We start from the raw sequence: 25,916 nt of genomic DNA, 5'->3' as shown, positions 1-25,916 counted from the left end.
TTTCAGTCCAATCTCCATTTATTGACGATAAAACTACTATTATTACCTTGAATGTTTCAATTAACTTTTAATAATAGGTATTTATAAATATTCTTGTTACACTAACGTAAATTATTCGTAGATGCTATGTAGCATTGGATCACAGTTTTCTATTAAACGCACCGTGATACAAACTAGCGCCTCTTCATCTATTGGCTTTTTTCAGGGCACTCGCTCTTAAAGGATTAGTTATGAATCTCAATAGAATCGATTTGAACCTTTTTGCAGTATTCGACGCCATTTACACGGCAGGAAGCTTAACCAAGGCAGCAGATGTCTTATGCATTACTCAACCAGCGGTAAGTAACTCTTTAGCAAGGCTAAGAGAAATGCTTAACGACCCGCTGTTCGTTCGTACCGGCCACAGTATGACGCCTACCCCCGTAGCGCAAAATATTATTGTTCCAGCTCGACAAGCCTTAGCCTTACTACGCAGAAGCGTGCAAGAAAGTCATACATTCGACCCTCTCACAGCCGAGAAGTCCTTTAACTTTGCCAGCCGTGATTTGCTTGAAGTAAGCATTATGCCTCGTCTCATTTCACGTTTGCAGAATTTGGCGCCAAATATTGGATTAACCAATTACGAGATTCCTAGAAGCCAAGTTGTTTCGGCGATGGCATCGGGCACGTTGGACTTTTACTCAGATGCATCGACATTTACAGACCCTCATTTGTGTAAAGAAAAAATCGCCCAAGACAGACTTGTTGTGTTAGCGCGTAAAAATCACCCCGCGCTCAAAAACGGGCTTAACTTAGATACCTTTCTACGATTAGGCCATATTAATGTGTCACAGCGTAAATCTGGTGTGGGCCCAATAGATATTGCGTTAGATAAAATGGGCAAAAGACGCAAGGAAGTTATGCGAGGTCAACATTTTTTAACCGTACCAAGTACGATAGTAAAGACAGACCTAATCGCGTGCCTGCCGTATCACCTTGCTAAACACTACGATCTTGCGTTGTACGAGGTTCCTTTTGATTTACCGCCTGTAGAGTATTTCCTTTATTGGCATGTAAGCGCCGACCATGATCACGCTCATATGTGGATGCGTGAACAAATAATGGAAGTAGCGAGCAACTATAAACCTCACTAACATAGACAAAGCAAAAGCCCTGTTTAAACAGGGCTTTTTTTACTTTTGAGTAAATTAAACTTACAGCACGTTGAAGCTTATCGAACTCTGATGCTCATCATTGTGATAAATCGTGTGGAATGCTCTGGTGAAATCGCTCTCTTTAGCGTTAAAAATGTTTTCAACATAATTCTGCGGGTTTAAATCAAGAAACGGAAACATGCTACTTTGTATTTGAATTTGTAGCTTATGTCCTCGTTTGAATGTATGTAATACATCGTAAAGTTCAAAGCCAATTTCCGTGGGCTGATTAGGAACAAACGCTTTGGGCTTACTCATACTTTCTCTAAAACGACCGCGTAACACGCCCCAACGCACCAACTCATGGCGATTACCTTTCTCCATATCCGCCTTATTGACATTGTCATCTACAGACGGAAAAACATCGACCAGTTTTACGACTACATCGGCAGCAGATTTGTTTGTTGAAAACCACAAATTTAGGTCTATGGCGCCAGCGATAGTGAGGTCGTTTTCTAGTATTTCTGTTTCGAATACCAGCACATCAGGCCTTCTCGCTGCAAACCTCTGATCTTCGACCATATAAGGTCTATCCCACCCGCGGCTAATTTTTGCAGAGTGTGGAACGGGTTTGTTCGGATCGCTCACATATTCGCTGCTTCCGGTGTTATTTGCATTTTCAACCAGCTTTTCCTTTCCTGCTAAGAATAACGTTTTTTGAGATGTATCTTTGGGTGGCCAGACATCAAAGTGACGCCAACGATTACTCCCCGTTTCAAACATAGTTGCAGTGGCAATGTTTGCATCATTGGCCCCTTTCAAGTGTTGCTTGAAGAACGGTAATAACACGTCTTTTTGAAACCAAGCGCTGGTGTCAAATCCGAAATGCGCTTCGCCGAGTTCCGTTCCACCTTTTTCACTCTGCCATTGACCGTGATACCAAGGACCCATCACCAGCTTTACATGATCCTTTTTGTTGTTATGTGACATGGTTTGGTAGGTGTAAAGCGGGCCGTATAAGTCTTCGGTGTCGTACCAACCGCCGACAACCAGCGTCGCAGGCTTTGTCTTAGATAAATGTTGCAATACATCTCGTGACTTCCAATAGTCGTCATAATTAGGGTGTTGAATAACTTCATTCCAAAATGGTCGTTCACCGTGAAAGTACTTGTCGTTGACATTGGAAAGCGGGCCTAAATTTTTAAAAAATTGATAGCCATCTGGTGTTTCTGACTTCATTCCTTCAGGCCAATACGCAAACGTACCATCACGCTGCTTATCAAACGTGTCGAAAAATATAAACGCCATAGGGGTCACAAACGCCCCATTTCGATGGAAGTCATCAAAAAACCAATCTGCAATTGGAGCTTGTGGAGAAATAGCCTTTAGCGCGGGGTGGCTATTTATAGAGGCGACTGACGTGTAATAGCCAGGATACGATGTGCCCCACATCCCCACTTTACCGTTATTGCCTTCAACATTTTTTACGAGCCACTCGATAGTGTCATAGGTATCAGTAGCATCATCCGTCGCATCTTTACCGCGCTTATAAGCGTCTTGAGGACGCATATTGACAAACTCTCCTTCAGACATGAATTTGCCACGCACATCTTGGAACACAAAAATAAAACCTTCCTTTTCGAAAGCTTCGCTCGGTCCCAAGCGCTTTTTGTACTTACTAACACCATAAGGAGCAACGCGATAAGGCGTACGCTGCATCATAAAAGGGTAAGCGTCTGTTCTATCGTTTGGCACATAGACTGACGTAAACAGTTTTACGCCATCACGCATTGGAATTTGGTATTCGTATTTCGTGTAGTTTGCCCTTATATAGGCTTCCCTAGCATCGGTTTCACTTTGTTCACTGAATGCATACGTAGTTGTTAACAAAAGTACCACCAGCATAATGCTGCGCATTACCACCTTCATTTTCTGTCCTTTTTTGTTATTGGATTAATTCATTTACCACCGCGATAGGGTGACGTGGCTTTTTACCTTCAAACCTTGCAACTTGGCTTCGACATGAAAAGCCGCTTACAAGCACTTCATGCTGTGTGCTACATTGCTTGAACACACCTGACCAACTTAATTCGTAAAGCGCTTTTGAATTTTTATAATGTGAAGCTTCGTGACCATAGGTTCCAGCCATACCGCAACATCCTGAGGGCTGTACTGTTAAATTAGCACCAAGTTTCTCAAAAATGCTTTGCCAGCGGGTTGTCAGCGCCGGCATAGCCGTTTTTTCACTACAGTGTGCAAGCAAACTGAATCGCTTTTTAATCATCGCCTTTACTATGTGCTTTTCAGTTAAAACCCAATCCAGCCATTCATCGATAGTATGCACAAAGAAGTTACCTCTTTTATCACGCAAATACTTCTTGTATTCATCTCTGTAACACAACACTAGCGACGCATCAGTGCCTACCATAGTTATGTCTAGTGCATGGAGTTGATTGAGTAAGTTAGCGGTCTTTATCGCTTGTTTTTCGAACTTATCCAGAAAGCCTTTTACGTGAGCAGGTTTTCCATTGGGCGTATACGGCACTACCATGGGTTTAAAGCCAAGCTTATAGATCACACTTATCAGCTTCTCGACGCTAGCCGCATCGTAATAACTGGTAAAGGGATCTTGAACGACAGCGATATAATTTTTTCGCTCTTCTGTATTCATTTGGGAAAGGCGTTGTAAATCAAACGGCACTGTTTGTGCTTTTACTCGGCTAGTTAACGTGGGATAAGAAAGCTGAGGAGCATCTTTATACCCTACTTGCTTCTCCAAGAAGCGCTTCACCCATTTTAGCTCTATTAGGGCATTATGAAGTTTAGGCGCACGCGCGCTCAATGGAGCAATCGTTTCTATATTAGCAACCAGCATATCTTTTAAAGGTCGCAAATACCGTCGATAGTAAATAGACAAAAATATTGACCTGAAGTGCGGCACATCAATATTCACCGGGCATTGATGTGTACATGATTTGCACGCCAAACACCCATCCATGACCTCTTTGACTTCGTGTGAAAAGTCTGGCTTGTTACTTAAAATGGAGTTCTTAAACCGAGATAGAAAGTTACTTTTGAACTGCTTATACGACAACCCTTCATTTTTTAACGTAGTGTCAAATCCAGTACTAAGCGATAATAGCCGCGTCCACTCTCTTAGCATGCTTGCGCGCCCTTTCGGTGTGTGCCGCCTATCGTGGGTAACCTTGCTAGACGGGCACATAGGTGATGTAGGCTCGTAGTTGAAACACAGTCCATTGCCGTTACATTCAAAAGCAGGAAACACATCTTGTTTTATGCTGACGGGAATAACCCGCTCAATCCCGGCTCTTTTAATATCTTTCACCGAGACTAATTTATCATCACTCTCTATCGGTGTGCAGATTTTGCCGGGGTTCATCTGGTTATGGGGGTCAAATACGGCTTTGATCTTGCGCATTTCATTGAACAGTGTTTCGCCAAAAAATGCGGGGCCGTATTCACTTCGAAATCCCTTGCCATGCTCTCCCCACATCAATCCACCGTACTTAGCAACAAGTGCCACTACCTCATCAGAAAGCGTATGCATCAGTGCTTCTTGCTGTGGTTCTGATAAATCTAGTGCCGGCCTCACGTGCAAAACACCAGCATCAACGTGACCGAACATGCCATATTTTAAATTATGGCTGTCTAATAATGCTCGAAACTCACCAATGAAGTCGGCCAAGTTTTCCGGCGGGACAGCGGTATCTTCGGCAAATGCAATGGGCTTTTGATTGCCCTTTACCTTACCAAGCAGCCCAACGGCTTTTTTCCGCATGGCATAGATGCGCTGAATATCGGGCTTGTCATAGGTGACGCTATAGCCTGTTATGCTGCTGCCATCTCGTCCTATCTCTTGTGTAATTGCCACTTCTAACTGTTCAATATGAACTTTCATTTCTTCTGCAGAATCGGCGTTGAACTCTACAAGATTTAAACCCAACAACTCGTTATCTGGAACATCTGCTATTAAATGATGAATGGAATGCCACACAATGTCGGTTTTCGCAAAGTTAAGTACCGTGCTATCGATGGTTTCAACACTGGTTGCTTTGGCTTTTACCAACACTGGCGCATGTCGAAGCGCCGCGTCAAATGAACGGTAGGATATGTTAACAAGCGCTTTCAGTGGCGCTATTTTATCAAGTGTTAACGTCGCTTCCGTAACAAACGCAAGTGAGCCCTCTGCACCTGTGATTAGCCTACCAATGTCAATGTTATCACCGTCAACTACGTGTTCTAAATCGTACCCCGTCAAAAAGCGGTTTAAGCGGGGAAATGTTTTTAAAATGCCCTCTCGATGTTGAATACAGGTACGCATTGCTTGTTGATAAATTGCGGCTTCTGACGTACAGCCACTTGCTTTAAGTAAAGCTTCATCCCGCGAAATTTTTGCGGTTTCAATTATCTCGCCATTCGCAAGCACTGCTTTTAGTCCGATGACGTGGTCGCTGGTTTTACCATACACTAATGACCCCTGCCCCGACGCATCAGTGCTTATCATACCGCCAAGCGTAGCGCGATTGCTGGTTGATAGATCAGGGGAAAAGAACAGGCCGTGCGGGCGCAATGCGTCGTTGAGTGAATCTTTGACTATACCCGCTTGAACCCTAACCCACCCTTCTTCCAGGTTCAGTTCAATGATCTCATTTAGATAACGACGGATATCGACAACGATACCATCGGTTAAACTCTGCCCATTAGTACCAGTGCCACCACCACGGGCAGAGAATGCGACATCTGGGAAGTGGCTGCCTAATTTACCTATACACTGACAATCTTCAGTAGATTTTGGGTAGATAATGGCCTGCGGGACTTTGTAATAGACTGAGTTGTCAGTAGCATGCGCGATGCGAGCACTATAGGCCGTTTCGATATCACCGGTGAAGTCACTCATCTTTAGGCGCTCTACAAATGCTTTATATTGTGCGGCTAGATTGGATTCGACCGTCAACGCGGGAAGAGTCACTTGTTGATTTTCCTATGTTAAAAATGAGGGAGATTTTGTTACTGCGAAATTTTCTTACCTTAAGCGTATATCGCGGTGAACACCCTGCCTAAATGTTATAATATAACACATCATGATTAATTCATAGGGATGTACTCCCTGCTATGATAGCCTTGTGTGAGAGTTTTGATATTTTCATATGACTTTCAACGAAGACATTCACAATGATAAAAGCTGTACCTACTAACATCATTACTGGCTTTTTGGGTGTGGGTAAAACATCCTCGCTATTACATTTATTAAAACAAAAACCTGCAAATGAACGCTGGGCAATACTAATCAATGAGTTTGGTGAGATTGGTATCGATGGCTCATTGGTAAACGGCTCGCGAAATAAAGCACCTAACAATAATGCTAGCAATGAAAAGCGAGTATTTATTAGAGAAGTGCCGGGTGGGTGTATGTGCTGTGCCGCGGGGCTGCCAATGCAGATTGCTCTTAATCAGCTGTTGGCCGAATCTAAACCAAACCGTTTGCTTATTGAGCCGACTGGTTTGGGGCATCCTATAGAAGTACTACAAACACTAGCTGCCGAGCATTATCAAGACGTTCTCGACATACAAAAAACGGTAACTTTGGTTGACGCAAGAAAGCTCGCTGATCCTCGCTATACCTCTCATGATACCTTCAATCAGCAAATCGCCATTGCTGACGTTATTGTGGGGAACAAACAAGACCTTTACACTCATTCAGATACCGAAGCATTGGAGACCTATGTCGTCCAACGTACCAAGCCAAACACGCCCGTCTTACTGTGCGAAAAGGGAGAGTTCCCAATTAGCGTATTAAAGGGAAGCTCAAGTGCACTTACTCATATCAAAGCACAAAAATTGCACGACCACAAAACTACCACTACGCCCTCAATAAATGAACAGCCTTTTCCTGACTCAGGTGTATTGAGAGTAGAGAATAAAGGCGAAGGTTTTAAAGCTGTCGGGTGGCGTTTCTCACCTTCCAGGGAGTTTGACCGCATTGCACTACTAAAATGGATGCACAACCTTAACGTTGAAAGGCTTAAAGCAGTTGTCATAACAAGTGACGGTGTCTTTAGCTATAACGTTGTTGACAACGAGGTTACCGAAGCCGAATTAAGTGAGTGTAGTGAAACTAAAATTGAAATTATCGCTATTGAACTTAACCCTATTTGGGATGAAGAGCTCACAAAGTGTCTTTCGGTTTACTAGTGCAATAATTTTTAGCATCAAGGCAGTCTTTTTATAACATTTGACGCAGTAACAGCGCGAGGCTATCACGCGGCACCAAAGAGAGAAGCGCCGCCGCAGTGTTATTGAAATTAGAGGTGCTGTATTTGTCTAAATACTACCTCGTGAATACACAATGTTGCCCGCAACTATGGTTGTATGCGTTTCTCCATACAGCGTTTCTCCTATAAATGGCGAGTTCTGAAACTTAGAGGCGAAAAAGGATGGCGTTACCGTAAACGCGTTATTTAAGTCGAACAGCACAAGATCTGCCACTTCGTCTTGTTCAATTCTTCCACATCGTATGCCGAAAATGTCACCTGCATTTTTACTCATTAAATCGATGGCACGACCAAGCGTTAGCTTTTTGGTTTTTACGAAATGGGTGAAGATCAGAGGAAACGCAGTTTCAAGACCAATAATCCCAAACGGTGCCTGTTCAATAGGTTGCTTTTTTTCCTCAGGCGAGTGAGGTGCATGATCCGTTGCTATAGCGTCTATTACACCCTCAACAAGGGCATTTTGACACGCCAGCATATCTTCTCTAGAACGAAGTGGTGGATTCATTTTCCAATTCGCATCTAAAGTCCCATCAGATTTTATGGCGATATCTTCGTCACATAACAACAAGTGATGAGGAGAAACTTCTACAGTAACGTTGGCGCCACGTTCTTTTGCTTGCTTTACCGCTTCAATAGAAGCCGATGTGGAAACATGCAATACGTGATAATGACCACCGGTTTCCAAACTATAGTCACAACCACGTTCGACGTGCACAGATTCAGAGGCTGACTTTATACCCTTCACATTGAATTTTTTTGAAATTTCGCCTTCATGTATTGCTCCCCCATTTGATAAAGTCTCGTCTTCACTGTGATCGAGAACTGGAACCCCTAGGTGCTTAGCACTAACGAGAGCTTGCTTAAATAACGCATTGTTTTGAACGCCTTTACCGTCATCGGTAATTGCCACTGCACCAGCGCTTGTTAAGGCGCTGAAGTCAGTCATGGACTTTCCTTCTAATCCCTTTGAAAGCGCGCCCGTTGGGTAGACTTTACACAAGCCTTTTTTAGCTGCTGTTTCTACCATGAAACGTACAGTATCTGCATTATCAGCTGTAGGCGTTGTATTAGGCATTGAAACTACTGCTGTAAACCCACCTTTAACTGCGGCTTTACTACCCGATTCTATGTCTTCTTTGTATTCCATCCCCGGTTCCCTGAAATGTACTTGGGGATCAAGAAGGCCAGGCGATAAAAACAAGCCTTTCGCATCTATGGTCTTTACCGACTTTATAGTGATGGGGGTTTCCGAAAGAGCAGCTATTTTTCCGCCATCAATTAATAGTGAAACAGACGTTATTTCATCTTCATTTTTGCCTAATAACCGTGACGAGGTAGAGGCATTATTTATAATTAGTTTCATGACACTAAAGATATGAGTAGATTAAAAAAGTAGCGCTGCATTACTTGCAGTGCTTGCAGATACACGCCACTTCAAGGTGTGGCGTTACAATATCGCACCCTAGATTTTTAGCTTGCTTAACAAGATTTTCAGATATGGTTGGGTCTATCGCAACTTCTTCAACAGAGCCACATTGAACACAAATTAAAAACTGTGAGTACCCGTGATGCTCGCAACATTTTGCTTGAGAACACGCGACAAACTTGTTGTTCAAATTCAGTTTGTGTACTAAATCAGTCTCAGTGAGAAACTCTAGTGCGCGATATATCGTCATAGGCTTTACATCTTCAGAATACCTCGTAGTGAACATATCCTTTATCTCGTAAGCGGAAAGCGGAGCTTGGGCATCTATTAATAAGTTCAATACTCTTTTGCGTTTTTCTGTTAAGCGCAAACCGTCCGAGTCGCATTTATCCTTTGCTACCGCAAGTAAATTTACAAACCGTCGATTCATATAACCCTAGCGTCAAAATGACGATTTCCTGTGACATTAAATGGCATGGCGTTCACAACCCAAAGCGATTAATCACGCACCTCAAGTGTTACACTATAACATATCACTTTCAAGTGATTATTGTCAGCCCTGCACCACAAAAAGGCACTAAAGAATTGTTTTTGTAAAAGAGTGGTTCAAGCCTCGATGCGAACGACAGAGGCTTAATTCAATTACCTTACTATACTTATGAAACCACATACCTAAGTATCGCTTAGAACGTTTTCAAGATTTCATTTTTGTCGTTTAATCCTCCCGAACAAACAAACAATCTATAGAAGTACTTGAGGAATTAACCATGTTGAAAATTGTTAAAACTTCTCTTGTTATCGCAGCGACATTAGGTGTGTCGGGCGTAGCACAGGCTGATGTTAACGAAGCACTAGCGAATATTTGCACTATCGTTCAAGCGGACGATAAAGGCGAACTACGTAAGAAAATGCGTTCAGTCGAATCAGACTACCGTATGAAACTTAAAGACTACTACTCAGCAATTAGCTGTGGCGGTAACAGCCTAATTCGTACAGCACTGCTAAACAATGCTTTAGAAGCTGGCGAGTTACTTGTTAAGAAAATGCCAAAAAGTGATTTAGAAGCACCTGAAGCTGATGGAAAAACACTTCAAGCTTGGGTTGCAGAAAACGGTCTGCAAGATAACCCAATTGCTGCGGTTATCAACGACCGCCTATAAAACAGTTTCACACCATGTGAACCAGTTCAACATGGTTGCAGAGAAATCTGCACTTTAGAAAGCGACCCTCGGGTCGCTTTTTTCTTTTGTATCAGTTGATAAAATTCAATGCATAAAAAAGGAGAGTATTCCCTACTCTCCTTCGTACTAATACAGATTCCCCATACAATCTAACAAGCTCTGGCAAGCTCGAGTTTATTGTTTGCTACCTTTTCGCTAATCAGCAACACCGGCTCTTGTTGATACAAGCGCTCTACAAAGCCCTGGAAACTAGCGGTAAAACTCGCTTCATCAACCAGCTTACCAAATACTTCTTCTAGCATTAAAAAACTAAGGCTGTCTATTTGGTTATTACTAGCCGCGTTGTGTAACTTATCAGCTAACACATCGTTGATTTCAAGTGACTTACCGTCTTGAGAGGCATGCCTGTCTGAATAGAAGGCCCAGCAAGCAATAACTAAAGCACTTATATCGGTGTCTCTGTTGGCCGCCAAATTATCTCGCACGGTGGGCAATAAAAACACCGGAAGCTTAGCCGAACTTTCAAGGCAAATTCGCGCTAGCGTATCTTTAATGAAAGGGTTGGAGAAACGAGATAGCAGCGTATCTCTGTATTCATACACGTCAATCCCCTCTACTTGGTCGAGTGTTGGCATAACCTCTTGTTCCATAAAGATTGATAGAAGACGCTTTAACTGTTTCGCTTCAACACTTTCATGGATAGTTTCAAGCCCTGCTACAGAACCAACCAAGCCAAGTACTGAATGGCCCGCATTGAGCATACGAAGCTTAAGCTTTTCGTACGGTGCCACATCGCTTACAAACTGCGCGCCGACTAAATCTAAACACGGCTTGGTATTGCAAAAGTCATCTTCAATAACCCACTGGTCAAAAGGCTCACACACTACAGGCCAAGCATCTTCTACGCCCTGAGCCCTTAACGTTGCGATATCTTCATTTGTGGTTGCAGGCGTTATTCTGTCTACCATTGAATTAGGGAAACTCACGTTTTCGTTAACCCAAGTAGCAAACGCTTGGTCAAACAGTTCAATATACGCAAGCAGCATTTTCTTTAACACATGGCCATTGTGCTGAATATTGTCACATGACATAACGGTAAAAGGCCTAACGTTGTTTTCTTTCCGTTTTTTAAGCGCTGCAACTAAATAGCCGAAAACCAGTTTAGGCGTTTTGGGGTTTTCGATATCGTGAATGACATCAGGGTTAGTGGTAATAAATTCCCCTGAGGAAGCATCAAAATTATAGCCACCTTCGGTAATGGTTAACGATACGATGCGTACTTCGGGCTCAGCCATTTTATCAATGACTGCTTGAGGATCGTCCGGCGCCATCAAAAACCCCGTCATTGCACCGATAACTGATGCACTGCGGGAACCGTCATTGTGCTTTTCAACCAAGGTATATAAGTTATCTTGTTCGTCGAACACTTTTTTCATCGCACGGTCGTTCTCGCGAAGACCCACACCACAAATGCCCCACGATAGATCGCCGGTTTTTGCCATTAATCTGTCTACATACATGGCTTCATGTGCCCGATGAAAACCACCCACACCAATGTGAACAATACCCGTTTGAACGTTCTCCACATCATAAGCTGGACGCCTTATGTCATTTGGCAACGACGATAAGTTCGCTCTGTTCAATAAAATAGACGTTTGAGATTGCATAAGAACCTTATTAGCTTTGTAACGCTTTGTGGCGACGCATCGCCCAATACGCAGTAACGAAATAGATAACGGTGCACGCGAACCCAACATTAAAGAATAGGTCTCGGTTCAATTCGTAAGCGGCAACCGTGTCACTAAGAGAAAAAGTTTTGATTGCCAATGCTATGGACACCAACAAACTCGCTAGCGAAGTAAGACGCAGTAATTTAGATACGGCAGTAACGTCTTCAACGTGTTCGTTTTCTAACGCCGCTTCTTGCTGCTGATGAGCTTCAACACGTGCATTGAAAGCATCTACTTGTGCTTCTTGCTCAGGATAAGCTTGTTTTGCACCATACTTTGCAGCCAGTGCTGTATAGACAGCTATGGTGAAGAACCACGTGGGTATGAATAGATAGTAGAAAGACATGACGTCTAAGACATTTAAACCAAAGCCAAACACAAGCCCCAAACCCCAACTCGCTACCGCTGGCGTGCTGTGAGTAAGGCTTTGATAATGTGCCCAATAACGTGTGAACCCAATACGCGGAAAAATCATGTGCTCTGCGAACACAATTGCTCCTACAGGAACAACAAGTAATCCAGCATACGTTAACAGTGGCAGTAATTTAGTAAACACGAACGGAAAACACGCAATTGCAACGGTGACCATACCGACGACCGCGGTCGTTGTAGTACGTGATTTATCTTTAACAATAGCTTGCGCGGCAAGTCCAGCGCGATAGAGATTCGCGTTTGCTGTAGTCCAGCCTGCAACGATAACAATAACGAGTCCAGAAAGACCTAATGCATGGAAAGCCACATCGCCCGGGTCTAATTCACCAATGGACTTTTGAACAATAACCGCTGTTCCTGCGCCCATAATACCGGCTGAAATCCATGCTATATAATGACCAAATAACATACCCGCCGACGTACATAAACCGTAACGTTTACGCTTGGCAAAACGCAGTAACGCCATATCAATAAGGCCGAAATGCGTTATCGTGTTCGCTGCCCACGAAAAGCCAATCACTTCTAATAAGCCAATACCAGGCTCACCACTTTGGGTGAAGCCCGTCCACACCGATGTACTACCGATATGAATAAAGTCACTCCATGATGTAAGAAACGTTTGCCCAATTACAGATTCAGCGAGTGCAGGCATTAGAATAAGTGGACCGCAAATGAACATGGTGAACAACCAAGGCGCACAAATACGAGAAAAATTGGAAACGGCGTTAAAGCCATACATAGCGACAAAGACAACTATCACACCGACTGCAAGCACGACGGCAACAAAAGCTAAATTAGTCGGATACCAATTTAACTGCGCCGGAATATTTAATGCAAAGCGCACGGCGGTTGCCGACACCGTAATCATAGCGGCCGATATCACTGTAAATATGATGACATTCGCCCAGTTATAGAGCTTGGTCATAGAGTCGCCAGCTATTTTCTGAAGATACGAGTACAAGCTCAAACGGGTATCTACAGCGATAGGCGTGGTGATAAGTGTCCAGCTGAGAACAGCAAGTAGATTACCAATTAATAAACCCAACAGAATGTCGGTCATGGTGGCGCCTAGCGCAACAAAGGTTGCACCAAATACGAATTCAGTTGCCGCCACATGTTCACCGGCATATAAGCCCATGAAATGTTTCCACCCTTTTAACTTATGTTTAGCGACGGGGAGTTGCTCGTCACTAACTTGTGAAATATCAATATCACTAGACGTCGACTTCATCTTCAAATCTCGTGTTGTAGGTGTATTTCCCACTGGTTTCAAAATACATCAAGAGCATTTGCCCAAGCATTGGGATATATCTCAATTTTTGTAAATATTTGCATATACCCTCTACTTTGTAAACAGCCATTAACAAAATAAACGGAGGCTTGTTTATTTAATTAACACAATAAAAATGCACAATTAACCAATCAAAATAAACGCGATACAATCTATCTAATTGATACTATGAAGAAATTTTAGAGTCGAAATTTGAGGCCGAAAGCCGCGTATTTAGTCATAGGACTCAAGAACTGCCTGTTAAGGTAGAACAAAAGCCATCAATTACCTTACACTTAGGCAAATGTTCATATAATTGGGGCCTGTTGACCTTTGGTGTACGAATACGGAATTGGCAAGGGGACGTTGGTTAAATGTTAATAGTTAAAGGAAGGTGACTCTTGCAGGCACACAACGTGGAACTGGTGATTTTTGATTGTGATGGCGTACTGATTGACAGTGAAGTGCTATCGATGCAGGCGTGGCAAGCACTTCTGTCTAGTTTCGATATTGCATTATCGAAACAATATTTTATAGAGCATTTTCTTGGCAAGAGCATGGAGCACGTTCAGGGTAAGTTAAAAGATGACTTTGCGCTCACACTTACCACGTCCATGAAAAACAAATTCCATGGATTACTGTTCGACAGCTTCGAGTGCCATTTACAAAAGACTACCGGTATCACCTCTGTACTTTCTGCACTTAACTCATTAGGTATTCCATTTTGTGTCGCCACAAGCAGTTCACCTGAAAGAACAACAAAGGCGTTAACCAGTACAGGGCTTATTTCCTATTTTGAAGACCGCATTTTCACGCGAGCACTCGTTAATAAAGGCAAGCCAGCACCAGATTTATTTTTATATGCGGCAAATGCTCTCAACGTTGCTCCTACAAACTGCCTAGTTATTGAAGACTCTCAGCCTGGGATTGCCGCCGCTAAAGCCGCGGACATGCGCTACTTCCACTATACAGGTGGCGCACATCTACAGAATTGTATTGTGACATCGGACAACACCATTAATTCATGGGACGAGTTTTACTCTCGAATCCCTGACATTTTTGACATGAGAAAAATTAAATGAGTAAGAAAGCACAAAACGAACTCAATAAACTCGACGAGGCCGCCAGAGCAGGATGGATGTACTATGTTGGTGGTAAGACGCAAGATGAGATAGCTAAAACGCTCAAAACATCACGCCAAAGCGCACAACGCTTAGTGGCGTTATCCATGTCGGAAGGTCTTGTGAAAGTGCGCTTAGAACACCCGATTGCTAGATGTATGGAATTAGCGCAAGGCATAAAGAAAAAATTCGGATTAACTTTCTGTGAAGTCGTGCCCAGTGTTGATGACGATCCCAATTCAACGCTTGGCCTTGGTCAAGCGGGTGCAGCAGCAATAGAAAGAGCTTTAAAATTCGACGCTCCACAAACCATCGCGTTTGGCACTGGCCGTGTACTGCGTGCCTGTGCTGATGAATTGTCAATACTTCACTGCCCTCAGCATAAAATTGTTTCCCTTGTTGGTAATATTGCTGATAACGGAGAGGCGACGCGTTATGACGTGGCTGTTCACGTAGCCGACAGAGTTAAAGCACAGCATTATCCTATGCCTATCCCTGTAATAGCATCTAGTAAACTAGAACGGGAAATTTGGCAACAGCAACAACACATATCTAGAATTCACACGCTTGCCGAACAAGCGGATATTAGCTTCGTAGGCATTGGTAACTTAGGCAGTGTGTCTCCATTGTATAAAGACGGATTTATCGACGATGATCAATTAGCAACCCTCGCTGAATCTGGTGCAAGTGGCGAAATCATAAGCAGGATCTTTAATGAAGAAGGTGCGCTGATTAGTTGCGATATTAACGAGAGAGTAACGAGCTTTAAGTTGAAAGCAACGCCAGAAAAGCCTGTAGTGGGTGTTGCAGCGGGCGACAACAAACTGCACGCTATAAGAGGCGCTCTGCGATCGAAATTGCTCAATGGGCTCATCACGACAGAACGTACTGCCTCAGCACTGCTTACTTCTTAATTTCGTTCTTTTCTTATTAATACAATGCCTATTGCGTACATTTTTAATACGCATTAACTTCAACAAAAAGCAAAAAAACAGCATTAACGTTGTTTTTTTGCACTTTATTTGGCTATTTATTGACCTTCGATTGCAATTCAACTTAGTTTGCCTGCGCCCTTTAATACTAAAGGCTACAGCGCATTTCATACCTCTTACATCTTTAGTCTAACGTATTATTCGATATACCTTGTTATTTGAATGAATGTTTTTCATTCGACCTGATTGTTTTTTAATTAATCCCGAACAGACAAACCGATTAATTAAACAAATATAACGAAGGAAATTTAACCATGTTGAAAATCGTTAAAACTTCTCTAGTCATCGCAGCATCAACATTAGCTTTTTCAAACGCAGCACAAGCAAATGACGTAAACGAGGCACTAGCAAACATCTGTACTATTGTTCAGGCTGACGACAAAGGCGAATTGCGTAAGAAGATGCGTCGCGTACAGTCTGACTTCAAATTAAAGTTACGTGATTATTACTCAGGTGTTTCATGCGGTGGTCAAAGCCTTATCCGCACGGCCTTAACGAACAACGCAGTTGAGGTAGGTACACTGCTTGTTAAGAAAATGCCAAGCAAAGACCTTTCTGAGCCCGAATCAGACGGCAAAACACTTCAAGCGTGGATAGCAGAGCAAGGCTTACAAAGCTCGCCAATTTCTGCTGAGCTTAACGATAGAATCTAAGCACTAATTCACATAGCCATGTGAGTCGATTCAACATGGTTGCAGCGTCAGCTGCAATGAAAGGCCCCGCTACGGGGCCTTTTTACTTTCTGTCTCTTTAAATTTTCACGTTCTTCAACCCAGTGACTTAGGTAATCAAGCTACGGTATGCGTGAGCTCGTATCACAAGCTCACGCTTTAGGTATGGTTTGACATACCATGTTATTTTACAACATGTTTTTCAAATAGTTAGATTCGGGTTTAATGCATCTCAACGAACGAACACAATCTTAATAACAACAACCGAAGGAATTTAACCATGTTGAAAATCGTTAAAACTTCTCTAGTAATTGCAGCATCAACTTTAGCTTTTTCTAACGCAGCTCAGGCTAATGACATCAACGAAGCACTTGCAAACATTTGCACAATTGTTCAAGCAGATGACAAGGGCGAACTACGTAAGAAAATGCGTAGCGTTCAATCAGACTACAAACTTAAGCTTCGCGATTACTACTCTGGCATTTCTTGTAACGGCCAAAGCCTAATTCGCACTGCTCTTACTAGCAATGCGGTTGAAGTAGGTACTCTACTGGTTAAGAAAATGCCAAGCAAAGACTTAGCAGAGCCTGAGTCAGACGGTAAGACACTTCAAGCGTGGATTGCTGAACAAGGTCTTCAAAGCTCTCCTATTTCAACAGAGCTTAACGGCAGAATCTAATATAACTAATTAATCACACCATGTGATGTAACGATTCAACATGGTAGCGGCAGGACGCCGCACTCGAGGCCCCTTTTAGGGGCCTCACCCCTTTCTAGCCCCTTATAAAATTTATCACTTCTTTTTGTACCCATTCAGGCTTTTCCCTGTGTAACCAGTGCGACGCGTGCGGATTAAACCGCTTAACTATCAATGGAACATAGTGTTCGATTTTATCTAGTACACTTAAATCAAACGCATCATCCTGCTCCCCCCACAATAACAGGGTTGGGCAGTGAATGAATATTTCGGGTATACGAATATCATCCAACACTTTCTCAGATACATTCTTTTGTGGCACTTGTTGAGGCATTTGCCGATAGTAATTGAGCATCGCGCTGAGGGTTTCAGGTTTACCCCAGTCGTTAAGTAGAGTCCTTGAATAGCTGGTTTCTTTCTCAAAAAAGCCGTTGCCTAACATATTTTTCAATAACGTAAAGCTTGTATTTGTAAGGGTCCGCTCTGCCCCCTTATCAATAAGCGCAGAGATATACTGGCTTTTTGCTCTTTGCGTAGAAGAGGTCTTTATTGCCCGTGTAAAACAAGAAGGATGAGCGGCATTAACAATAATAAGTTTGCTAATTAATGTTTGGTGAAAGGCTGCTAGGGGCCACGCTATTGCCCCACCCCAATCGTGTCCCAACAAGATAACCTTTCGGCCTTTTTGAACTTTCTCGATGAAGGCGGCCATTCGACTTATCAATGATGGAACTTGGTAGTCCGTTTCATTGGGTAGTGGACTCGATAAATGATAACCGGGCAAATCTGGGGCAATGATGTCAAGTGATGTGGGGAGTATCGCCATTAACGCTTCCCATGTGTGCGCATTTTCTGGAAAGCCATGAAACATAATAAGCAGAGGGTTCTCTGCGCTCTCTTCTTCTCGGGATAAATAATGAAGGCTGGCTCCCTCAACATTCACGTACTTTGAAACAACCACTGTGCTCACTTCCTCTATGTTGTTTTTAAGAAACAAAAAGGCCGAGCAAAATAACGTATCCAATGATGACTAGGTTAAATCATTTTCTCGGCTACATTATTTTCTCGGCCTTTCGTACGTCTTTTAGTAGCGCACGTGTATTACTTTTATGTCGTTACTCGATAGCGAACATACTCTCTGGCATAGACATCAAGTTGTCTGCGCCTGATTGCATTGCCGAAACCAGTGAGCGAGTACGGGTTAACAAACGGTCAAAGTAGAAGCCCGTTGTTAAGATTTTACTCTTATAAAACTCGGTTTCGGTGCTACCTGCATCAAGCTGTTCTTGTGCTTTCACTGCCATTTTTAGCCAGAAGTAAGCAACGGTAACGTAACCTGAATACATTAAGTAATCGACAGACGCTGCACCAATTTCATCTGGGTTCGATGCTGCTGCCTTACCGATGTCCATAGTAATCTGCTGCCACTCGTCAAGGTGAGAGTTTAGCGCGTTAGTCCAAGCACTAAACTGAGCGTTGTCACGCAATGAATTACAGTAGTCGCGCACTTCTTGAACAAATACATTAAGCAATTCGCCATTAGAGCCCATTACTTTACGCCCTAATAGGTCAACGGCTTGAATACCTGTAGTACCTTCATACATGGTGCAGATACGAGTATCACGAGCTAGCTGCTCCATGCCCCATTCTTTGATAAAGCCGTGGCCGCCATAAACCTGCATACCGTAACTCGTGGCTTCTTGCGCGGTTTCAGTTAAAAAGGCTTTTACGATAGGCGTTAAGAATGCAAGTTTTGCATCCGCAAGTTGCTTCTCAGCCTCGTCGCTACCATACAAAGTAACGTCAACTAACTGCATACAGTAAGCGGCAAGCGCTCGGTTGCCTTCCGCGAACGCTTTCTGCGTTAACAGCATACGACGTACATCAGGGTGCACAATAATAGGATCAGCTGGGCCATCAGGATTTTTACGCCCTGTTAATGAACGGAACTGAATGCGGTCTTTTGCATAGCGAAGCGCGCCTTGGAATGCTGCTTCAGATGATGCCAAGCCTTCAAGACCAGTGCCAATACGTGCGGTATTCATGAACGTAAACATGCAGTTTAGGCCGCGGTTTGGTGGCCCAATCAAATAACCTTTTGCGCCATCAAAGTTGATCACACAGGTTGCGCTGGCTTTGATCCCCATTTTATGTTCAATGCTTCCGCAGCCTACTGCGTTTCTATCTTGCTTTTCGCCATCTTCAGACACGTTAAACTTAGGCACAACAAATAGTGAAATACCTTTGGTACCCTCTGGCGCATCTGGCAATCGAGCTAACACAATGTGTATGATATTTTCAGACAAGTCGTGTTCACCTGCGGAAATAAAAATCTTCGTTCCTGTTAAGCTGTAGGTACCATCTTCTTGTGGTTCCGCGCGACATTTCAACATGCCAAGGTCTGAACCGCAGTGTGCTTCGGTTAAACACATCGTACCTGTCCACTCACCGCTAATTAGCTTTTCAAGGAACATTTTTTGTAGCAATTCAGAGCCATGGGCTTTTATTGTTGCCATACAGCCTTGGCTTAGCCCTGGGTACATCGCCCAAGAATGGTTTGCGCCTGAAAACCACTCAGCAATGATAGATGACAACGAATATGGTAATGCCTGACCGCCAAATTCTTCAGGGTGAGACATTCCTGGCCATCCGCCCTCAACATATGTTTGATAAGCTTCTTTAAAACCTTTAGGCGTTGTTACTTCACCATCAACCCACTTACACCCTTCTTCATCGCCTGATGCATTGATGGGTGCCAGTACGTTCTCTGAAAACTTTGCAGCTTCAGCGAAAATCGCCGACACCAGATCTTCAGATGCTTCGTCGAAACCTAGCTTTTGATAGTGATTTTGATAATTTAGTAGCTCATGTGTTACAAACATGGCGTCACGTTGTGGAGCTTTATAACCTTCCATACCCAATACCTATATTACTTCAAATAGACCAGCAGCGCCCATGCCGCCACCGATACACATGGTGCAAACAACATATTTCGCACCGCGTCGTTTACCTTCGATGAGTGCATGACCCACCATGCGAGCACCGCTCATGCCGTATGGGTGACCAATAGAAATGGCACCGCCGTTTACGTTTAATAATTCGTCTGGAATGCCTAACTTATCGCGGCAATACAGTACCTGTACTGCAAACGCTTCATTAAGCTCCCATAGACCGATATCGTCCATGGTTAATCCATGCTGCTTTAATAGCTTAGGAATGGCGAACACTGGGCCAATTCCCATTTCATCTGGCTCACAGCCTGCCACTGCAATACCGCGATAAATACCAAGAGGTTGAGCATTGCCTTTTGCAGCTGAGTGCTCATCCATAATCACTGTCGCGCTGGCTCCATCAGAAAGCTGGCTTGCGTTACCTGCGGTAATACAACCACCTTCTATCACTGGGTTAAGCGCTTTAAGCCCTTCTAGTGTTGTTTCTGGGCGATTTCCTTCGTCTTTCGACAAGGTCACTTCACGCTCAGAGGTTTCACCTGTTTCTTTATTAAATAGGGCTTGCGTTGCTGTGATAGGTACAATCTCATCATCAAACTTGCCCGCTTCTTGAGCCGCTGCTGTGCGCATTTGGCTTTGGTAACCGTATTCGTCTTGTACGTCACGGCTAATGTTGTAGCGCTTACCCACCACTTCCGCAGTTTGAAGCATTGGCATATAAATATCTTTGTGCTTAGCAACCAGTGCTGGGTCTACTGCACGAAACATATTCATATTCTTGTTTTGCACTAAAGAGATAGAATCTAAGCCTCCCGCAACCATAATGTTGGTATCGCCTGTACGAATTGAATTCGCTGCGGTAGCAATGGCATACATGCCAGAACTACATTGGCGGTCGAGTGTCATACCCGCTACGGTGACCGGTAAACCACCAGCCAAGCCAGCCAAGCGGCCAATATTCATGCCGCCACTGCCTTGGGTTAGCGCTGCGCCCATTACCACGTCGTCGACACTGGCAGGGTCGATCCCTGCGCGTGCTACTGCGTTTTGAATAGCATGGCCACCTAATGAAGGGGCTGGTAAATTGTTCAGTGCACCTTTATAAGCGCGCCCGATTGGCGTACGTGCTGTACTTACGATAACTGCATCGCGCATTTTCATGTTCCTTTCAGTTGGGCTGAAAGTTCAGCCAAAGTTTATCTAGGCCTATGTGCTTCTTCTCGAAGTTACCTAGCTTTACCAAATTCGGATGTCGGGTAACGAGAGCTATCGCTAGCTCTCACCGTCGATTAATTCTCGCTAACAAGAGCTATGTCTACTTCGCTTTATAGCTTTTAAACGTGCCGCCGCTTTGGGCCAATTTCACCAACAAATCACTTGGTTCAAGCCACATTTTTCCGTAATCACCCAATTGATCACGATAGGTAGTCAGCTTATCTAAAATAGTGCCTAGCCCTACTTCGTCGGCATATTGCATAGGGCCGCCGCGATACACAGGGAAGCCATAACCGTAAACATAAATCACATCGATATCGCTAGATTTAGCTGCAATGCCTTCTTCTAAGATGGCAGCACCTTCGTTAATCAATGAGTACATGACGCGAACTAGAATTTCCTCATCGCTAATGTCTGAACGCTGAACCACGCCTAAACGTTCTGCTTCTTGCTTGGCAATTTCTAGTACTTCTGGATCTGGGACAGGAACTCGACTGCCAGGTTCGTAGTTGTAAGCTCCGCGTCCGGTTTTGAGTCCGTTCCGCCCCTTTTCTACCAAGCGATCTGCCACTGCACCGTAAGCGGGGTCGTGTGCAATGTGCTCTTGTCGAGACTGTCGTACATAGTAACCAATATCTAATCCAGCCATATCACCCATAGTGAACGGCCCCATTGGCATGCCAAACTCGGTTAAAACACGATCAACTTGCTCAGGTGTTGCTCCTTCTAGCAGTAAGCGGTTAGCTTCACGGCCGTAAGGCTCAATCATGCGGTTACCCACGAATCCGAAGCAAACGCCTACCAACACCGCTACTTTCTTGATGCGTTTAGCCATCTTCATGCAGGTTTTAATGACTTCAGCAGATGTCTTCTCTGCTTTAACCACTTCTAGCAGTCTCATCACATTCGCTGGCGAGAAGAAGTGAAGACCAATCACATCTTCAGGACGGGATGTGGCTGTCGCTATTTCGTCTATATCCAGTGTTGACGTATTTGAAGCCAAAATGGCGCCTGGCTTACACACTTTATCTAGCGTCGAGAAAACGGTTTTCTTTACTTCCATCTTCTCGAAAACGGCCTCGATGACGAGATCAACATCAGCTAAGTCGTCATACGACGTAGTACCTGAAAGCAGTGCCATGCGGCTCTCTACCTGCTCTTGGGTTAACTTGCCTTTTTTCGCTGAGTTTTCGTAGTTCTTTCTAATAAGCGCTAATCCCTTCTCTAGCGCTTCTTCTTTGAGCTCAAGCATTGTGACTGGAATGCCGGCATTGGCGAAGTTCATAGCGATACCACCGCCCATTGTTCCGGCGCCGATAATCGCAACTTTATCAATGTTGCGCTCAGGAGTATTTTTGTCGAAATCGCTCACATGACCTGCTGCGCGTTCAGCAAAAAAGAAATGCTGCTGGGCACGCGCCTGTGGCGTATTCATACACTCCATGAAAAGCTTGCCTTCATTTTTAAGGCCATCTTCAAAAGCGAGCGTGTAAGCGCCGCGTACCGCTTCGATACATTTTAGTGGAGCAAAGAAACCACGAGTCGCTTTTTTAGTTTGTGCAGTTACTGCATCAAACACCGCCTGCGTTTCGTCAGACATGGACAGCGTGATATCACTGGTGCGTTTAATCGCTTTATCTGGCGTTAATGCTTGTAAATACGCTTTTGTATCTTCAAATAAATGCTCAGGCTTATCAGAAATTTTGTCGAAGACACCTGGAAGTTTGACCACCGACGTAGGCTTGCCTGTTACGATCATTTCTAACGATGTTTGTGCGTCGGCTAAACGAGGAAGGCGCTGAGTACCGCCTGCGCCCGGTAATATGCCTAGATTTACCTCAGGAAGACCCACCTTATTGTCGGCAAAGGTGATGCGATGATGGCATGCTAACGCCACTTCTAAGCCACCGCCGAATGCTGGTCCAAGGAGAACAGCAACAACCGGCTTAGACGCATTTTCAATCTTGTCTAGTACCTCAGGCAGCATGGGAGACAAATCGCCACCAGAGAATTCGCTGATGTCAGCTCCACCCGAAAAAATAGGTAGTGAAGAAGTAATAACAATGGCACTTACGCTGTCGTCATCTAGTGCATTGTTTATGCCTTCTATCAACCCTACTCTGATAACGCGTGACAGCGCATTAACGGGCGCACTTTGCATTGTCAGCGTGGCAACACCCTGTTGTACTGCATATTCTACGGCTTTATTTTCCATCTCAGTCATAACCATGTCCTGTTTATCACGTTAACTGGATGTTATTGCAGTGTTGTCAATCATCCAAGTTTATTGGTGTTATAGACATTTATCATAATATTTAATATTGACCGCCAGCCCCTTTGTGAATTCATTTCTCTGCGCAGAGCTTGTCATACCTTGCCTAAGGTTTATTTGACAGAAAATAAAACCGGTGTTTTTGTTAATCGGGCAACACTTGTAATTACATTTTATTTACAAAAGGATGATTGGCTATGCAAGTGCTTAAAACACCGGAAAGCGCCTTCGACACGATCACTGACTTTCCCTACTCCCCCTGTTTCACTGAAGTAACAGACACAGTAAGCAGTGAAATAACAATGGCCCATTATCAATGTGGACCGAAAGATGGACATACCGTGCTTTTAATACACGGCGAACCGACGTGGGCTTATTTGTACCGCAAGATGATGCCCATATTGGCTGATGCGGGATTCAATGTCATCGCGCCGGATCTCATTGGTTTTGGACGCTCAGATAAACCAGTAAGAAAGGAGGACTACTCCTACGCTCGTCATGTGATATGGCTAAAAGACTGGTTTTCACAGGCTACTAAGGGCCCCGTTACACTCTTTTGTCAAGACTGGGGAGGTTTACTAGGCCTGCGACTTGTCGCCGATATGCCTGAGCGTTTTTCGGGTGTAATGGTGTCTAATACCGGATTGCCCACTGGCGACCACCCGCCAAGCGATGCTTTCATCAAATGGCGCCGTTTCTCACAGGATGTCGCCGTATTTCCCACATCTACGATCATTCAAAACGCCACAACCACTGTTCTAGATGAGGCGACTCTTGCAGCTTACGACGCCCCTTTTCCAGACGAAAGCTTTAAAGCAGGTGCGCGTATATTTCCTATTCTTGTTCCTACAAGCCCAGACAATGCTGAGGCACAGGCGAATAGACAGGCATGGGAAAAGCTAAAGCAATATAACAAACCTTTTGTTACGGCTTTCGGTGATAGCGACCCTGTCACTAAAGGTGGCGATAAGGTATTTCAAAAGCTCGTTCCTGGTAGCAGCGGCATGGCTCATACCCTTGTAGAAAACGGTGGTCACTTTATCCAGGAAGACCAAGGGGCAATGCTAGCCAAATTACTCATTCAATTTATAAACCAAACGCAGCTGAAATAGCCACGTTTCAAAAAACATTAAACAGTTACTAATAGGAGATTACCATGGATGCTCTACTCGACTTTTCAGGGCAAGTTGTATTAATTACCGGCGCAGGCAGTGGTTTTGGCCGCTTGTTATCGCTAGGTCTTGCCAACCGAGGAGCAAAACTCGTTCTTTCAGACATAAACGAAACCGCCCTTGAGGAAACGAAAAAGGATGTAAAAGCCCTCACTGATGTCATGGTGCTAGCGGGTAATATTGCTAGCGAGTCGCTAAATAAGGCGCTGGTTGAAACAGCCATTGAAACCTTTGGCAAACTGGATATAGCCGTAAATAATGCAGGAATAGCGCATAACCCTGCACCAATTCATCAAATGACAGAGGAAATCATGGACTCGCAGTTCGCTGTGAATGTAAAAGGCGTTATGTTTGGAATGAAGTACCAAATACCCGTTATGCTTGCACAAAGGCAAGGGCACGTCTTAAATGTAAGCTCACTTGCGGGACTAGGTGGAGCCCCCAAAGGCGGTGCTTATGCTGCAGCAAAACACGCGGTTTCGGGGGTAACCCGTACCGCCGCGGTGGAATACGGCCGAAAGAATGTTCGCGTTAATGCAATTTGTCCATTCTATAGTCCTACCAATATTTTGAACGTAGACGGGTACAACACCCCTGAAGCGCGCGAGCAACTAGGCATGGGAAGTCCTATGAAACGTCTAGGCGAACCGCAAGAAATCGTTAACACCATGATGCTGATGCTTTCCCCTGGCAACTCTTACATGAACGGGCAAACCATAGCAGTAGATGGTGGTGTTACAGCGTGGTAGTTTTTGTCTCGCAGTTTCGAAATCCATGCAAAGGTATTTTTTGACATACCTTTGTATGACTCATCATGTTTCTCTTTCGTTCTACTTTAGGTGTAATGAAGAGGAACAAACAAAATCGATGAATGAGGCGAGTGCAACCGCCTCTGCAATCGAACCCCTATCAAGTAAAACCCAATAATTTTATTTAGCGATTAAGTTGAACAAAAAGAGAAAAATGTGATGAAAAAGCCAAGTAAAAACATTTTTTTAGCTACTTTACTTTGTATAACCTATTCGTTGATTAACGTTAGTATTGCGCAAGAAGCCCAATCTACGCTTGTAAGCATGAAGGAAGTACCTTCTTCGCAACTGTTAAAGAAGCAACGTCAAAATAAACCGCTAGCGCTAAGCACAGTGAAACGCGGTACTGATGTTTCGCTTCAAACCACCAAACAATCCAAAAGCCAATACCTTATTCATAGCGCACTGCCAAGTCACCGCTTCAGCGCTAAGTAATTTTTAGGCGAGTTCTCGTCTATCAGGTTAATCCTTTATTTAAAGCCATTCTTTGCGTTTATTATTCTTTTTTACTCTATCGCACACGCAGCAATAGTATTCTACGAATCAAATAT

Annotated in this window: 20 protein-coding genes; 10 read left to right on the top strand and 10 right to left on the bottom strand. The window is 43.9% G+C overall.

Translation table 11 applies throughout. The features are described from left to right. Nucleotides 1-230: 230 nt before the first annotated feature. Nucleotides 231-1,133, top strand: a complete 903-nt coding sequence (locus ACFI6J_RS17990) for a LysR family transcriptional regulator (protein WP_014949246.1) — start codon at nucleotides 231-233, stop codon at nucleotides 1,131-1,133. Between the two features lie 60 nt (nucleotides 1,134-1,193). Here ACFI6J_RS17990 and ACFI6J_RS17985 read toward each other — a convergent pair whose 3' ends face one another. Together ACFI6J_RS17985 and ydiJ are read right to left on the bottom strand one after the other, a co-directional pair. Then, nucleotides 1,194-3,062, bottom strand: coding sequence for a CocE/NonD family hydrolase (locus tag ACFI6J_RS17985; protein ID WP_462586310.1), 1,869 nt, complete (start codon nucleotides 3,060-3,062; stop codon nucleotides 1,194-1,196). Nucleotides 3,063-3,078: 16 nt separating this feature from the next. Continuing rightward, complete coding sequence (gene ydiJ, locus ACFI6J_RS17980; protein WP_462586309.1) at nucleotides 3,079-6,123, bottom strand: D-2-hydroxyglutarate dehydrogenase YdiJ; 3,045 nt, start codon at nucleotides 6,121-6,123, stop codon at nucleotides 3,079-3,081. Between the two features lie 203 nt (nucleotides 6,124-6,326). Here ydiJ and ACFI6J_RS17975 point away from each other — a divergent pair, with 203 nt between their 5' ends. Then, entirely contained in the window at nucleotides 6,327-7,346 is a 1,020-nt protein-coding gene (locus tag ACFI6J_RS17975; RefSeq protein WP_462586308.1) for a CobW family GTP-binding protein, read from the top strand. Between the two features lie 129 nt (nucleotides 7,347-7,475). On the opposite strand, the gene ACFI6J_RS17970 is transcribed toward ACFI6J_RS17975, so the two are convergent. Further along, nucleotides 7,476-8,789, bottom strand: coding sequence for a dihydroorotase (locus tag ACFI6J_RS17970; protein ID WP_462586307.1), 1,314 nt, complete (start codon nucleotides 8,787-8,789; stop codon nucleotides 7,476-7,478). 40 nt (nucleotides 8,790-8,829) lie between these two features. Next, complete coding sequence (locus tag ACFI6J_RS17965; protein ID WP_075176444.1) at nucleotides 8,830-9,282, bottom strand: Fur family transcriptional regulator; 453 nt, start codon at nucleotides 9,280-9,282, stop codon at nucleotides 8,830-8,832. A gap of 337 nt (nucleotides 9,283-9,619) precedes the next feature. Between ACFI6J_RS17965 and ACFI6J_RS17960 the strand changes: the two genes are divergently transcribed. Next, nucleotides 9,620-10,012, top strand: a complete 393-nt coding sequence (locus ACFI6J_RS17960; protein WP_014949240.1) for a DUF3718 domain-containing protein — start codon at nucleotides 9,620-9,622, stop codon at nucleotides 10,010-10,012. 170 nt (nucleotides 10,013-10,182) lie between these two features. Here ACFI6J_RS17960 and ACFI6J_RS17955 read toward each other — a convergent pair whose 3' ends face one another. Both ACFI6J_RS17955 and ACFI6J_RS17950 read right to left on the bottom strand, forming a co-directional pair. Next, nucleotides 10,183-11,700: a mannitol dehydrogenase family protein gene (locus tag ACFI6J_RS17955; RefSeq protein ID WP_462586306.1), complete on the bottom strand. Its 1,518-nt coding sequence runs from the start codon at nucleotides 11,698-11,700 to the stop codon at nucleotides 10,183-10,185. 10 nt (nucleotides 11,701-11,710) lie between these two features. After that, nucleotides 11,711-13,426, bottom strand: coding sequence for a purine-cytosine permease family protein (locus tag ACFI6J_RS17950; RefSeq protein WP_462586305.1), 1,716 nt, complete (start codon nucleotides 13,424-13,426; stop codon nucleotides 11,711-11,713). A gap of 440 nt (nucleotides 13,427-13,866) precedes the next feature. Here ACFI6J_RS17950 and ACFI6J_RS17945 point away from each other — a divergent pair, with 440 nt between their 5' ends. The 4 genes from ACFI6J_RS17945 to ACFI6J_RS17930 all read left to right on the top strand — a co-directional run bounded on the left by ACFI6J_RS17945 (nucleotide 13,867) and on the right by ACFI6J_RS17930 (nucleotide 16,928). Further along, on the top strand, nucleotides 13,867-14,547 hold the full coding sequence (locus ACFI6J_RS17945; protein ID WP_014976337.1) for an HAD family hydrolase: 681 nt from the start codon (nucleotides 13,867-13,869) through the stop codon (nucleotides 14,545-14,547). Next, a complete protein-coding gene (locus ACFI6J_RS17940) occupies nucleotides 14,544-15,500 on the top strand; it encodes a sugar-binding transcriptional regulator (protein WP_462586304.1) in 957 nt (318 codons plus the stop codon). The genes ACFI6J_RS17945 and ACFI6J_RS17940 overlap by 4 nt, the downstream gene beginning before the upstream one ends. Before the next feature lie 332 nt (nucleotides 15,501-15,832). Next, entirely contained in the window at nucleotides 15,833-16,231 is a 399-nt protein-coding gene (locus ACFI6J_RS17935; RefSeq protein ID WP_014949235.1) for a DUF3718 domain-containing protein, read from the top strand. A 298-nt stretch (nucleotides 16,232-16,529) separates the two neighbouring features. Continuing rightward, nucleotides 16,530-16,928, top strand: coding sequence for a DUF3718 domain-containing protein (locus tag ACFI6J_RS17930; protein ID WP_014949234.1), 399 nt, complete (start codon nucleotides 16,530-16,532; stop codon nucleotides 16,926-16,928). Between the two features lie 94 nt (nucleotides 16,929-17,022). On the opposite strand, the gene ACFI6J_RS17925 is transcribed toward ACFI6J_RS17930, so the two are convergent. From ACFI6J_RS17925 to ACFI6J_RS17910, 4 genes are all read right to left on the bottom strand, one after another. Continuing rightward, nucleotides 17,023-17,907, bottom strand: a complete 885-nt coding sequence (locus ACFI6J_RS17925; protein ID WP_458726333.1) for an alpha/beta fold hydrolase — start codon at nucleotides 17,905-17,907, stop codon at nucleotides 17,023-17,025. Nucleotides 17,908-18,061: 154 nt separating this feature from the next. Continuing rightward, on the bottom strand, nucleotides 18,062-19,861 hold the full coding sequence (locus ACFI6J_RS17920; RefSeq protein WP_156086322.1) for an acyl-CoA dehydrogenase C-terminal domain-containing protein: 1,800 nt from the start codon (nucleotides 19,859-19,861) through the stop codon (nucleotides 18,062-18,064). A gap of 9 nt (nucleotides 19,862-19,870) precedes the next feature. Beyond that, complete coding sequence (locus tag ACFI6J_RS17915) at nucleotides 19,871-21,052, bottom strand: acetyl-CoA C-acyltransferase (protein WP_014949231.1); 1,182 nt, start codon at nucleotides 21,050-21,052, stop codon at nucleotides 19,871-19,873. A gap of 160 nt (nucleotides 21,053-21,212) precedes the next feature. Further along, on the bottom strand, nucleotides 21,213-23,336 hold the full coding sequence (locus ACFI6J_RS17910; protein ID WP_348670670.1) for a 3-hydroxyacyl-CoA dehydrogenase NAD-binding domain-containing protein: 2,124 nt from the start codon (nucleotides 23,334-23,336) through the stop codon (nucleotides 21,213-21,215). A gap of 245 nt (nucleotides 23,337-23,581) precedes the next feature. On the opposite strand from ACFI6J_RS17910, the gene ACFI6J_RS17905 reads away from it, so the two are divergent. From ACFI6J_RS17905 to ACFI6J_RS17895, 3 genes are all read left to right on the top strand, one after another. Continuing rightward, complete coding sequence (locus ACFI6J_RS17905; RefSeq protein ID WP_348670669.1) at nucleotides 23,582-24,496, top strand: haloalkane dehalogenase; 915 nt, start codon at nucleotides 23,582-23,584, stop codon at nucleotides 24,494-24,496. Nucleotides 24,497-24,540: 44 nt separating this feature from the next. Continuing rightward, a complete protein-coding gene (locus tag ACFI6J_RS17900) occupies nucleotides 24,541-25,305 on the top strand; it encodes an SDR family NAD(P)-dependent oxidoreductase (protein ID WP_348670668.1) in 765 nt (254 codons plus the stop codon). Between the two features lie 219 nt (nucleotides 25,306-25,524). Continuing rightward, a complete protein-coding gene (locus ACFI6J_RS17895; RefSeq protein ID WP_348670674.1) occupies nucleotides 25,525-25,800 on the top strand; it encodes a hypothetical protein in 276 nt (91 codons plus the stop codon). Nucleotides 25,801-25,916 lie beyond the last annotated feature (116 nt).

This window comes from Alteromonas sp. G4i13 (genome assembly GCF_054960505.1).
The sequence above is the reverse complement of the archived record's forward strand: the minus strand, read 5'-3'. Positions and strand labels throughout refer to the sequence as shown.